8 protein-coding genes and 1 pseudogene are annotated in these 12,773 nt (G+C 70.5%); 1 reads left to right on the forward strand and 8 read right to left on the reverse strand.

Going from position 1 to position 12,773, the window contains the following annotated elements:
• The first annotated feature begins 425 nt into the window (after positions 1 to 425).
• A complete protein-coding gene (locus tag ACIBH3_RS26025; protein WP_396314497.1) occupies positions 426 to 1,649 on the forward strand; it encodes a peptidase M6 in 1,224 nt (407 codons plus the stop codon).
• 282 nt (positions 1,650 to 1,931) lie between these two features.
• On the opposite strand, the pseudogene ACIBH3_RS26030 reads toward ACIBH3_RS26025, so the two are convergent.
• From ACIBH3_RS26030 to ACIBH3_RS26065, 8 genes and pseudogenes are all read right to left on the reverse strand, one after another.
• A pseudogene (locus tag ACIBH3_RS26030) lies at positions 1,932 to 2,260 on the reverse strand (DJ-1/PfpI family protein); the annotation flags it as partial.
• Between the two features lie 419 nt (positions 2,261 to 2,679).
• Positions 2,680 to 3,207 carry a DUF6328 family protein gene (locus tag ACIBH3_RS26035; RefSeq protein ID WP_396314498.1) on the reverse strand — a complete coding sequence of 176 codons (528 nt, stop codon included), beginning with the start codon at positions 3,205 to 3,207 and terminating at the stop codon, positions 2,680 to 2,682.
• 66 nt (positions 3,208 to 3,273) lie between these two features.
• The gene (locus ACIBH3_RS26040; protein WP_396314499.1) at positions 3,274 to 3,519 is read right to left on the reverse strand and encodes a hypothetical protein; all 246 of its coding nucleotides are present in this window, start codon (positions 3,517 to 3,519) and stop codon (positions 3,274 to 3,276) included.
• Between the two features lie 293 nt (positions 3,520 to 3,812).
• Positions 3,813 to 4,616 (reverse strand): hypothetical protein, encoded by an 804-nt coding sequence (locus tag ACIBH3_RS26045; protein WP_396314500.1) that lies wholly within the window; start codon positions 4,614 to 4,616, stop codon positions 3,813 to 3,815.
• Positions 4,598 to 4,927, reverse strand: a complete 330-nt coding sequence (locus ACIBH3_RS26050) for a hypothetical protein (protein ID WP_396314501.1) — start codon at positions 4,925 to 4,927, stop codon at positions 4,598 to 4,600. Before ACIBH3_RS26050 ends, ACIBH3_RS26045 begins: the two co-directional genes overlap by 19 nt.
• Positions 4,928 to 5,488: 561 nt before the next feature.
• Positions 5,489 to 6,772 (reverse strand): hypothetical protein, encoded by a 1,284-nt coding sequence (locus ACIBH3_RS26055; protein WP_396314502.1) that lies wholly within the window; start codon positions 6,770 to 6,772, stop codon positions 5,489 to 5,491.
• A 66-nt stretch (positions 6,773 to 6,838) separates the two neighbouring features.
• Positions 6,839 to 11,698: an RICIN domain-containing protein gene (locus tag ACIBH3_RS26060; RefSeq protein ID WP_396314503.1), complete on the reverse strand. Its 4,860-nt coding sequence runs from the start codon at positions 11,696 to 11,698 to the stop codon at positions 6,839 to 6,841.
• A 423-nt stretch (positions 11,699 to 12,121) separates the two neighbouring features.
• Positions 12,122 to 12,712 carry an RICIN domain-containing protein gene (locus tag ACIBH3_RS26065; protein ID WP_396314504.1) on the reverse strand — a complete coding sequence of 197 codons (591 nt, stop codon included), beginning with the start codon at positions 12,710 to 12,712 and terminating at the stop codon, positions 12,122 to 12,124.
• Positions 12,713 to 12,773: the final 61 nt, after the last annotated feature.

A 12,773-nucleotide genomic window follows, 5' to 3' on the forward strand; every position in this document is an offset into this window, starting at 1 on the left:
TACCGGGCAGGCCCGTTGCAGGCGCATGTCGAAACGCTCGGCCACGCAACCGGCGAGGGCGAAGTGGAAATGAGTGGTGTCCACTGCCAGGAAGCCACGCCGATGGCGGTCCGGCGTGTTCAACCCGCTGGCGGAGCAACAAGTCGTGTTGTCACATTCGGCCCCGCCTCCGTGCTGGGCCTACCTCCACCAGCGCACCGCCGGCCGATCGGCTGGCCCGCCTCATCCGCGAAGCTGCCCTGGCCGCGATCACGGGTGCGACGGCGTGGCAGCCGACCCTCATCAGTGGCGAACAGGCGGCCGCCCCCTCGGCACACCGGCCGCCCCCGCCTGCGGTGAACACCACGTTGTCACGCCGCCCATGAGAAGGTTTCAGCCACCCGGGCCTCGAAGTCCGGATCACTCTCCCCCCACGGAGACACATCATGAGCCTTTCCCTCGGGATGCGGCGCACACGCGTCGCGGCGCCCGTACGCGTCCTGTCAGTCCTGCTCGCCTTGCTTGCCCTGGTCATCGTCCCCGCGCCCGCTCATGGGTCCAACGGAAGCACCTCGACATGTGCGCTCCAGGGGACGACCGGCTACACCAACGAGGGCCAGCGAACCGACTACGCCCGGTTCCAGAACCCGGTGGGCACCAAGCGCGTGGGCGTGATCTATGTGGACTTCCCCGACGCCACCGGGACGTCCCTGCCTCTCACGCCCTACTACAACCAGATATCCGGCGCCGCCGACTGGATGTGGAAGGCATCCAACGGCAAGACCTGGCTGGACCTGAGGGCCCCGCACGGCAACTGGGTGCGCATGCCGAAGAACTCCACCGACTACAACTGGGCGCGCGGGTTCTCCTGGGACACGCACCGGATATATGTGAAGGACGCGCTCACCGGTGCCGCCGACGCAGGCGTCAACATCGCCGACTACGACATGTTCTACATCGTGCCGACCAGCACCGCGGCAGCGATCTCTCACACCCCCACCTGGGTCCAGGACCCCGCCAACCCGACCTGGGTCTGGAACAAGGCGACGAACGCATGGGTGGCTATCAAGTGGGCGGTGACTTTCGGACAGGACATGTGGTACTGGGGCTACAAGGTCGCCGATCACGAGACCGGCCACACCTTCGGCCTGCCCGACCTCTACGCCTTCAGTGGCGATCAGCACCAATATGTCGGCGGCTGGGACGTCATGGGCAAGGTGAGCGGCGCGGCCCCGCAGTTCCTCGGCTGGCATGCGTGGAAGTTCGGCTGGATCACCGACAGCCAGGTCTCCTGTCTGTCCACGGCGGGCACGTACTCCACTCCCCTGAACGGAGTGGAGTACGGGGGCAGTGGCTACAAGCTGGCGGTGATCAAGAGCAGCACCACCACGGCCTATGTCGCCGAGTCCCGTAAGGCCGCCAACAACGACTCCAACGCCTGCGCCACCGGCGTACTGATCTACAAGGTCGACACCTCCGCCACCACCGGCAACGGCCCGATCCGCGTGGTGAACAACCCCGACGCCGCCGCCCCCACCGGGAACTGCACCACGCTGGACACGCAGACCTGGAAACCCGGCCAGACGTTCCAAGACGACACCGCCCGCATCCGGATCTACGTGAACAGCTCCGACGCGTACAACGACACCGTCTGGACGTACAAGTGGTGACCGCATAGCACGGGATGTTTCTGGTCCCCGGGCGGTGTGGTCGGCGCGGCATGTGTCGGCCACACCGCCCCTGGGCGTCTCCAGCCGTACGGACGGGGAACCGCGCATCGTGCCGCTCATCATCAGCGCCATCATCCCGACGGCACGGACAAGACGGTGGGCCTGGACGAGAAGACCGTGAAGGACGCGCTGGAGGGCACCCTGCTGTGGCTGACTTGGTGGGTCAGCCGCGACGGGTGCTCACGGCGCCCATCGCCTCGATGGCCGCGTGCAGCGGGATCGAGGACTCGTGCTTGTGGCTGCCGGGGGCGATGCCCAGGCGCCCGCGTGAAAGAACGACCTGACGAAGCCCACTGCCGCGGAGTCCATGCGCAGCGCGTCCGGGTTGGCCATGCCGCCCGGCAGCGCCAGGGCGTCGCAGTCGTCGGCTGAGGGCGAGCCGACCACCTCGTCGACGTCGAAGGTGTCGCCGCGGTCCGGGGGTTGAACGCCTGGACCTTGCCGCTCTGCGTCGACACCAGGCGCGGCGTGCCACCCGCTTCGCGGACGGCTTGCCAGGGCTCGGTCAGTTCGACCTGCTCGACGCCCTGGGGCGCGACCAGAAACGCGATGGTCGCGATGGTCGTTCCCTGCAAGGTGACGATGAGGAGGCGACCTCCCTGCGTGTGTACGCAGCGCAGCCGACATCCTGCTGCGAAAGCCGCCCAGGCGACGCGCAGCCCCAAACATCGTCAAGGCTTCCACGCACCGTCGCCCCCCGCACGCTCCCCCTGCCCCAGACACGTCTTGGTCGTCCACGGAGGCTGGCGGTGAGACACCCCGTGGAACTCGTCCTCGAGCGGCTCCTCCGGACGGCGACGGCGCCGCCCTCCACCGCCGTGAGCTGCGCCGCAGCGGCCGCGCTGGTCACGTCGATGCCGTCCAGCCGACCACCCCGGACGCGGCCGCCCCGGGGCCCGCACCGGCACCTGCGTTGACGTGCTCGGGGAGCGGCCGGGTCATGGTCAGTGGACGTGTGGAATGCGACTGGTCACCTTGTTGCCCTGGCGTGCTCGGAGCGGCGCAGGAGGAGGTAGGGGAGCAACAGCCATGACGTGGCGAACCAGCCGAGCACGGCGGCGCTGATGGCCCAGGCGACGACCGGGCTGCCGGTGGCGGTCCGTAGCAGGAGTAGCAGGGCGCAGCCGATGGTGAGGGCGAGGAGGGCCAGGCCGAGGCCGATCATGCGTGAGGCTGTGCGGACGAGGGCGGGTTTCAGGTTGTGGCCGGCCAGGAAGCGGTGGAAGGAGACCGGTGCGATCAGGCTGCCGGTGGCGCAGGCGCCGAGGGTGACGGTCACGACGTAGAGGTTCTTGTCGAAGGTGGCGAGGCCTGCGAAGACCGGGGTGAAGGCAACGCTGACGAGGAAGCCGAAGAGGATCTGGGCGCCGGTCTGGGCGACCCGCACCTCTTGGAGCACGTCGTTCCAGAGGCGGTCGGCCTGTTCCTGGGGCGTCTCGTCGCGGCCTGGTCCGCCGCCGGCTCGGTCGGGCGCCGGGGGGCTCGGGGTGTGGTCCATCCGTCTCGGTTCCTTCGGCGGGGTGTCGGCGTGCACTGTCCGTGGTGGCCGGGCAGTGAGCCCGGGTCAGGCATGCGGGGACCAGTAGGCCTCCAGGCGTGCCGCGCCGTACGCGAGATCCGCCCAGGAGCCGGGGGTGGTCAGAACGGCGACGGCGGTGGTGTGGAAGCCGGACTTCTCCGGACGGGCACGCAGATCGTTGCTCCCGGCGCCGGTGAGGCTCAGGGTCAGGTCGCGGATACCGGGATTGTGGCCCACCACCGCCAGGGTGGCGAGATCCTGCGGCAGCCGCCGGAGTCGGGCGAGGAGCACGTCGGGTCCGCCCGGTAGAGGACCTCCTCGAAGACGACAGGAGGCGGTTCGGGCAGCTCGGCGGCGATCAGCTCCAGGTCTGCCGGGTGCGCAGGGAGGTCGAGACCAGCACGTCCGCGGTTGACCAGGGGCCGCTCGGGTTCGGGGTGCGTGGTCTGCCTTTTCGGTTCGGCCTTCGCATGCCGCACCAGCACGATCCTGCGCGTCGACTCGTTGCCCACGTTGGTTCCTCTCGCGCGTGCTGTTCTCTCCCGTGGCAAGGGGGTGCTCTCGCCGCCCAGCGCCAGGTGCTCTCACAACTCAGCTATACACGTTCCGCGCCTCGCGTGATCGGTTTCCTCGCCGAGTAGGAGGGAGCCGACCTGCCGCAGCCGATCGCCGAGAACACGGCCGTCGCCTGGGCACAAGACGGCCTGCGTGTGCTGGTCCTCCACCACGTCGGCATCACCGGCCGGCCCGCACCCCGCCCACACGCCCCCGGTCATCGAGACCAACCTGGAACTCCTTGCCGGGCACGGGCCCCCTTGCCGTTCTGGCCGGGGTGGACGGGTTCGGTTGCGCCAAGTGGTCTCAGGGGATGTGGAGTTCCTGCCTGGGGTCGGGGAGGTTCGTGTCGGAGTGATGGGCTTGTTCGGGGGCAGGCCGGTGTAGGAGCGGAGTGCCGGCCCAGTGTCGGGTACGCCGAGGGGAGCGAGTAGTTGCTGGAGGTAGGGGCCGGTCATCCAGTGGTCGTACGCGTCGGCGGGCAGGAGGTCGGCGAGGGTCCGCAGGAGGTCCTGCCGGCCGGGGGAGAGGTCGGTGTACGCCGCTTTGGTGCCGTTGTCCGGTTCGAACGCCGCGCGCAGCAGGTCCGGGGCGCGGTCGCTGATGGGTTGGGTGCCCATAAAGCCGCTCGTGTCGATGAGGCGCAGTGTTCGGGCGATCGCGCTGAGGACCCCGTCGGGGTCCTGGGCCAGGGGCATGAGTGCAAGCAGGGTGCGGACGGTGTAGCTGTGGAGGTCGCCGTGGTGGTGGTCGGTGGCCGGCCCTGGTGTGGGCCGGGAGCCGAAGGCGGAGAGTTCGGCGATGACGCGCTCCGTCAGCGGGCTGTCGGGCACGGTGCCGGCGCGCAGCAGTAGCAGGCGGGCCAGGGCGGTGGCGGCGGCCCACCGGATGAGCGGGTGCCCGGCGTCGAGGTGGGGAGGACCTGGTCGGCATCTGCGTCCTCGGCGAGCAGTCCGGCCGCGACGAGGGCGGTCGCGACGGCCACCGGGTCCCGTTCATCGTCCAGCTGGGGCAGGCACTCGCCGGCTTCCTCGGGGTACCAGCCCAGCAGGTAGGCGGTCCGGGTGCGGATCGCCAGGTCCGGATCGCCGAGGAGCGCCCGCAGACGGGGCAGCTCGGCCCGGACGGCGTCGTAGGAGCTCAACGCCCCCTCACGGCCGTCGAGCGGGTGCCCGGCTGCGCAATAGTCCCGTCCCCTTCCGCAGGCTCCGCAGTCTCTCCTCGTCCGTCTCGGTGGCGATCGGACTCTCTTCCCGCCGGTGGTGGGGGAGTTCGGGGCCGACGGGGTGGGGGTCTTCCACGGTGACGACACCCATGGCGGGCGGCTGGTGCAGGTGTGCTTCGTCTGGTCGGGCATCACCGCCGGGTCGGCGCGCTGGGAGCAGGCGTTCTCGGTGGACGGGGGCGCGACCCGGGTGACCACCTGGGTGATGGAGCTGACCCGCTCCCGAACGGGGCCACCCCCGGGCCGGGCGGGTAGGGAGCCCGGCCCGGTGGCTGTGCGGCACGGTGTGCGCGCGGCGGTGTTCGCCGCTACCGGGTCGTCCCCGTCAGGTCGCCCTCAGCCCGCGCTGGCGCGTAAGGCCTTCTCGTTCCTGTGCCCATGAGAGCGCGGCCGTCGCCGCGTCACTGCCTTCGCCGCCGACCCGCCACTGGCGGGCTGCCCGCGGCGGCAGCCGGGGGCGGCGCAGGAGTCCGTGACCTGTCAGTGCGGTCGGCGGGGTAGCCGGTCGTCGAGGTGGTCCGGGCTGTATCCGAGCTGATCGGCGAGTGCCTGGTAGCGGGTGCGCTGGGCGTCGGTGACGGGGACATCGTACGTGGCGAGAACCTGGAGGAGGAATCGGAAGCCCAGGTCCGGGTCTACGGTGGTGACGACGTCCTCCAGCGACCGGGTCGCGCCCTGCATCTCGACCGGGAGGGCGTGGACGGCTTCCCGGACTTCCCGCAGCACGGTCTCCGTCAGATCGGTCCGGGCGGGGGACAGGAAGGGTGTGTAGACGGGATCGACCTCCGTCAGGCGCTCCCGGCAGACGTGGGCGACCTGCTCCAGCCATGTCCGGCCGTTGGCGTCGAATGCGTCGCCGACGTATGAACGCGCCGAGGCGGTGCGCCACAGCGCGGTAACCGCCTCATCGGACAGTGAGGAGTCAATGAGTCGCTGGGCGTCCTCCAGGAGCACGGCCGCGTACGAACCCGGAACGCGCCCCCCGCCGTCATCGGCGAGGTGCTGGATGTTCTTGCGCACGGTGCCGTGGTACTGCCAATCCGTCCCGTGGAACACGGCCGCGAGCATCGGCAGTCCGAAGCGGCCGAGCATGAAGTCGCGCCGACCGGGGTCGATGGGCGGCCATCGCACGTTCAGCTCCTCGTGGACGGTTGCCAAGGCGTAGGCCAACAGCTCGCCGGTCCTCAGCAGCCGGCCGTACAGGGCCTCGTCGGTCGGCACGGAGTACGCCTTGAGCACCCTCAGGAACAGCCGGAATCCGAGGTCGGCGTCCGCCTCGCGTACGACCCGCAGCAGCGCCGGGACGATGTCCGTTACGGCGACGCAGCGTTCGAGCCCGGCCGCGGCCGACTCGATCTGCGCCGCCACGGTCGTCTGCAGCTCCTCCTCCGGCACCCTGGGCCGCGCCTCGTCGAGGGTCTTCGCCTCGTACGGGTCCCGCTTCGGGGTACGCGGGGGGCACACCTGCGAGACGCGGCGGAGCCATGTGCGGGTGTCCGTGCCCTCCTCGACCGGGTCGAAGCAGCGGCGTACGGCCGCCAGCCACACGGCGTGCAGCACCTCGTCCGACAGCGGGGAGGCCAGCAGGAGCCGGACGTCCCTGCCGAGCTGGTGGTCGTCGTCGGCCGCCTCGGCCGCAGCGAGGGCGAGCACCACCGGCCCGTCTAGGCGCAGTGGAGTGCGGGAGTACAGCGTGCCGGCGAGGCCGCTGAGCCCGAAGTCGCCCGGGTAGTCGTAGTAGTAGACCTCGCGCGTGCGCGCCATCGCCAACCTCCTGTGCGGAACGGGCACCCCTCGGAGCGAAGGGTGCCCGTTCCCGTGGTCATCGCCTTACTTGTTCGGGAGGGGGTACGACGTGAAGACGACGTACTTGTCCATGTGCTGGCCCTCTCCCTTCACCTTCGGCGCGTACCTCAGCATGATCTTGACGGTGTTGCTCGCGGCCTCGGGGGCGTCCTTGTCGCCGCCCTTGCGCCACACCTGGCCGAGTGACCCCTCGCTCCTGAGCTCCCATTCGATCGGGAGGCAGTCGTCCTTCGCGACGAATGGAAGATTCTTGCCGACCTTCTTGGACTGCTTGATCTTCCAGTCCGCCAGCCTCTGGGCGTTGCCCGGCTCCTTGATCCACTCCTCCATCGCCTTGCTGACGGCGCTGGCGGCCGTCGCCTTGTCGGTCCACCTGCCCGCGATGCCGTCGATCTCGGCCTTGGCCTGCATCTGGGCGTTGGTCATGTCGACGTGCGTTCCCAGCGTGTGGGCCCCGAGGAGGCCCTCGTCCTTGACGATGTCGGTGCAGTTGTGGACCAGCACGTCCCGGGCCTGCTCGCCCTGCGGGCGGACGTAGAACGTGCGCGGTCCGTCGACCGTGAGGTCGAAGACCGTGCGGGGCGCCAGACCGGACCGGTCCCGCAGGGCGGTCACGGTCTGCTCCGCGTCCTCCGGGGTACGCAGCCGGTCGCCGACCCGCAGCTCGGCCACCGTGGTCCAGCCGCGGCCGACGACGAAGAGCCGGTGTCCGATCGTACTGGTGAGCTGCCCGCCGGCGACGGAGATGTCCACCAGGTGTTCGGTGTCGTGGCGGAAGGTGTCCGTCACGTCTTCGGCCCGCAGACCTCCGGTCCGGGGGTCGGTGGCGAACACCCGGTCGCCGACGCGCACATCGCGGATGGCCCGGTGCGAGCCGTCCGCCATGAGGACCTCGGTGCCGCCCGGGAAGCTGTTCCGCTCGCAGGCGATGACCACGTCCTCGTAGACGTTGACGGTCTCCTCGATCCGGGCGATCGCCGCCGGGTCGACGTCCAGGGCCCGCAGCGCGTTGAACGCCTCACGGACGCCGACGCCCGTGTGCAGGGAGGCGTTGACCGCGTGGAGCGCCTCGCCGATCGCCTTGAACGCCTTGCTGGGGATGAACCAGGTCGCGGCCCAGGCGCACCCGGCCCAGCTGCCGGACTCGCCACCGGGGGCGATCTTGTGGGCGCACTCGATGAAGTCGCCGAGGAGGATCTTCACCGGGTCGATGCCCGAGTTGAACTCGGCCATCGTGAGGGTGTAGGTGACCTCGCTCTTCTGGTCCTTCAGCACGTCGGGGCCGAGGTGGACCACGAAGTCGGTCGGGCATCCGTCCTTCGTGGCCGGCATGTCCTCCGCGGTGCACAGGTAGAGGTCGACGTAGGCGTCGAAGTGGATGACGGCGGTGATCACACAGTTGCCGACGTGGACGATCGGGTTGCAGTTCACCTGCTTCTTGATCTCCGGGGCGCGGGTCGACTCCATGTGGTCGAGGACGTAGAAGACGCCGCCGATTCCGGTTGTGGAGCCGTTCGCGATCCGGTTGTTCTTGTCCTTGGCCTCGGCCCGGTCGGCCGCCTCCTGAGCCTCCTCGGCGAACTTCTGGGCGTCCTTGGCGGCCTGCTCGGCCTCGGTCGCCGCGGTGTCGGCGCGGACGGCGGCCGCCCGTGCGTCCTTGGCGGCCTGCTCGGCCCGGGACGCCGCCTGGCGGGCGCCCTCGGCGTCGAGGGCGGCCTGGTCGGCGGAGGCGCGCGCCGAACGGGCGAAGCCCTCGGCACGCCCGGCCGCCTGGTCCGCGGCTACCGCGTCCTCGGCGGCCTGCTTGGCGTACTCGACACTCCGGGCCAGCGATGCGCTGGCCTTCGACGCCGCGGTCGCGGCGTCGGCGGCGTAGCCGAGGGCCTCCTTGGCGTAGCCACGGGCGTCCGCCGCGTATCCGGCGGCGTTGGCGGCATGCTGGTACGCCTGCTTGGCGTCGCCCGTGGCCGCGTCCGCAAGGGCCTTGGCGGCGGCGGCCTCTTCCCGCGCGTTCTTGGCGTGGGCGTCGGCGACGGCCTTCTGCTGCTCGGCGATCGTCTTTGACGCCTGTCCCGTCAGGACCACCAGACCGGCTGTGGCGTCCGTGGTGACGTACGGGGAGCCGAGCTGGATCGCGTCGTTCGCGGGCTTGGCGACCAGAGCGGCCGCGGCGCCGGCGTCCACGGCCGCCTGAGCGGTGACGTGGGCAAATCCGGCGGCCTTCGCCGACGCGGCCCGGGCGTTCGCGGCCTCCGCGCTGGCCACGTCCGCCTGGGTCTTGGCGTCCTTCGCCTTGCGCTCGGCCTCGTCGGCCAGCGCCACCGCCGTCCGGGCCTCGGAGGCGGCGTGGTCGCTCGCCGTGAGGGCGTCGGCCGCGGCGCTGGTCGCCGTCCGCACCGCGGCGTCGGCCTGCAGCTTCGCGGCCTGCGCGTCGTCCGCGTTCGCGCGGGCCCGCTTGGCGTCCGCCTCGGCGCGGGTGGCCGCGGCGTCCGCGTCCGCGGCGGCCTTCGTCGCCGCGTCGGCCTCGCCGCGCGCTCTGCCGGCCGCGGCCTCGGCGTCGTCGGCGTGTCCCGCCGCCGCGTCGGCCGCCGCCCGGGACTCCTGGGCGTTGCCGTCGGACGCGTGGGCCTGGGCGAACGCCTCCTTCGCGGCAGCCTTGGCAGCGGCGGCGGCGGACTTCTGCTCGGCCTCCCACGCGTCGTCCCGCTTCGCCTTGGCGTTGTCGCGGGCCGTGACGGCGGCGTTCCTCTTCTCGACCGCGGTTGCCTCGGAGGACTCGGCCGCCTTCTTGGCGTCCTCGGCCTTGGTGGCCTGCGCCTCGGCGTTCCTCTTGTGCTGGGCGGCCTCGGCCTGCTTGGCCGCGGCGGTCTCCGTCTCCGCCTTCGCCTTGGCCTCCTCGGCCTCGGCGGCGAGCCGCTTGGCGTGCGCCTCCGCTGCGGCCGCCTTGGCGTCGCTCTCGGCCTTCAGGGCCTCGACGAGCTTCGCCTCGGCGGTCTCCTTGTCCTGCTTGGCGTTGTCGCGGTGCAGCTTGGCCCCGTCGGCGGCGGCCTTCGCCTGCAGCTCGGCCGTGCGCGCGGCCTCCTTGCGGAACTCCGCCTTCGACTGGGCGGCCTGGGTGAGCGCGCGCTGCGTGATCGTCTGGCTGTCCCCGGCGGCCGCCCGGGTGGCGGCCTCGGCGGTCTCGCCCGCCTTCACCATCGCGTCGAGCGCGGCGGTGACTCCCTGGGTGACCTGCGCCTTCTGCAGACCCACCAGCAGACCGCGGCCGCGCGGCGCGCCGTTCCTGTCCGCGATGGAGTAGGCGGCCTGCACGGCGGCGTCGGAGGCGGCGGCCGCCGTCTTCGCAGCCGCGGCCTGCTGCTTGAGGAGGGCGAGCTGCTGCTTCGCGCCCGCCTGGGCGTCCGCGACGCCCTTCGCCGCCTGGTCGAAGTGGCTCTGCGGCTGCACCTCGCCGGTGTGACCGGACGGCTTGATGCTCAGCTGCTGCTGGTTGCGGCCGTCGCAGGGGAGCGTCACCGCGTCCACTCCGGGGATGAGCGGCGCGACGGTCAGGCACATGCCCGAGCTGACGTGCTTGAGCGGCGTGGTGGCGCGAGGGGTGTACGCCCATGTCTGCGCCGGCCCGCTGTCGCACGTGGCGATCTGGATCTTCGTGCCCATCGTGGAGCCGTTCCCGGCCACCTCCAGGCACTTCAATGAGTTCGCGTCACGCAGGTGCAGACCGTGGTCGTCGCCCTCCAGCTTCCAGTGCTGCGATGCGGAGCGGTTGCACAGGGAGACCAGGGCGGGGGTGCCGTCGGCTGTCCCGTTGTCCTGGACGGCCAGGCACTTGCCCCAGGTCGTGGCGAACTCGATGGTGGAGTCGGCGTCGCCGATCCATCCGACTCCGCCCGCGGACCAGTGGTCCTGCCAGCGGGTGAGGTGGTCGGCGACCCACGAGTAGCCAAGCATCCGGCCCAGGGACTCGGCGGCGGCGGCGAGCGCCTCGGTGGCGTCCTTGCCCGCGTCCACGACCTGGTTGCGCTGGGCGGCCTGAGAGGTGATCTCCTGCTGCCACTCGGCGGCGGCCGTCGCGGAGATGTCGCCGAGGACCTTGTTCGGGTCGATCGGGTCGCGCCAGGCGCAGGTCGAGAACCGGGTTTTCATGTCCTCGACCGCTATGCGGAACTCCGCCGTGCCCGGCGCGGGGGCAGTGCGGGGAAAGCCGCCGGAGGCGAGGAAGAGCCGCGCGTTGTCCGCGCCCGTGCGCTCGGTGGCTTCCCTCAGCCACTCGAACCCGTCGTGCTCGGCGCCGTCGCGGTACCAGTCGGTGCTCGTCGCCGGGTCGGGGGCCTTGCCGTAGAGCGGGGTGCCCAGGTCCGAGACGGCCTTGCGGGTCTTCTCGTCGGCCTTCGGGGTGGGGTCCTGGTAGAAGTCGATCTCGTTCTTCCAGAACCGGTCCGCGATCCACTGGGTCAGGCCGGTCTGGGTGTGGAAGTCCTGGCCCTCACTGATGCCGGGCGGCCAGTGGAAGGTCGCGTCGTTGATGCCGGCCGGAGTCGTCAGCCCGGCGAGGGGCTTCTTCCAGCTGTCCCGGAGGGCGTAGATGTCCGCCAGTTCCTTGTCGGCGGTGGCGCGGTCCTGCGCGTACGCCTTGGAGAGCGGTGTCTGCTCCCAGTGCTGACGGTCCGCCAGCGTGTGGAGCTTGTCCGCCGGCTGGTTGAGTCCGTCCTGAGCGGTGCCTGCCATGGCAGGCCCGCCCAGCCGCAGCACGTCGGCCATCAGGCACTGGTCCTGCCGAAGCTTCTCGGCGGTGGTGTCCTCGAACCAGTCGTATGAGTTGCCGGCCGGCTTGGTCCGGTCGAGGGGGCCGGGCAGGACGGCCACGCCGCCGACGATGGCCATCGTGACGGCAGCCGTGACGGCGGGGGTGAGGAAGCGGGATCTTCTGGATCCGGGGTTGAATGACCCTGGCCTGAGACGCAAAGGGGTGTCCCTTTCTCCGATTGAGGGCAGCGGCGGGCCGGAGGGCCGTTGAAGACAAAGGGGACCAGTGTGGTCCGGGATGGACCTCAGGACCGCACAGACACGGCGCGGACCGGCGCGATGTGCGCGGGCAGCGCGTATGAAGGCATCACGAGTCGACCTCTTCCCCGTGGCGGCGACAGTGTTCCCCGGCCGCCGAAATGACGTGCGTGTACTGCGGACTGGCCAAGATCCACCGCGGGCGGTGCCGACCTTGGCCGCAAGGGGCGCGGACACGACAAGGAGTTGGTACTCCCGCCGTGGATCGTGACCGTTGATCAAGTCACCGTCCGCAACCGAGGATTACAGCTCCAGGTGCCAGTTCTGCTCCGCGGGCTCTCCGCCGGCGCACGTCCAGAGGGTCACCCAGGTGCCGTTGCCGAAGTTTCCGCCGTAGTTGGTCAGGCACTTATTGGAGTGCGTGGTCTTGATCATCCTGAAGAATTCCGACGCGGACTGGTCGAAGTCCTGGCTCTCGGCACCCGTACACGGCCAGAGGGTCAGTACCGCGCCGTTGGAGTAGATTCGGTCGCCCTCCGGCGTCAGGTACTTTCCGCTTTGCTCGTGCACGATCCTGTCGCCGCGCCAGGTCCAGATCTGGAGGTCACTCCCAGTGCAGTCCCACAGGGTGATGCGAGTTCCGTCGGCGGTGCTGTTTCCCTGAGGTGTCGCACACTTGGTTGACCCGGACGGTGTGACGTTCAGGAACGGCATGCCGGGAACTTGAGCGTGGGCTGATGAAACACCCGGCAGGGCGAAGCCGAGCAGCATGGCGGCCGTGGCCGCAGCGCGTATGCCGCGAGTGCGCATGATACGAGTCCTCCAAAGGTGATCACTTGATCTGAAAGGTGTGCCGGAGTTGCCGCCCGACGAGCGCTGTGCCCCCGCAGGCATGCGTGGCCGGGGTGGACGGCGCTCACGCCGAGACGTTGTCCCCGGTGCCACCGAATCTAGG

It is taken from the genome of Kitasatospora sp. NPDC050543 (genome assembly GCF_044457565.1).
Taxonomy (GTDB): domain Bacteria; phylum Actinomycetota; class Actinomycetes; order Streptomycetales; family Streptomycetaceae; genus Kitasatospora.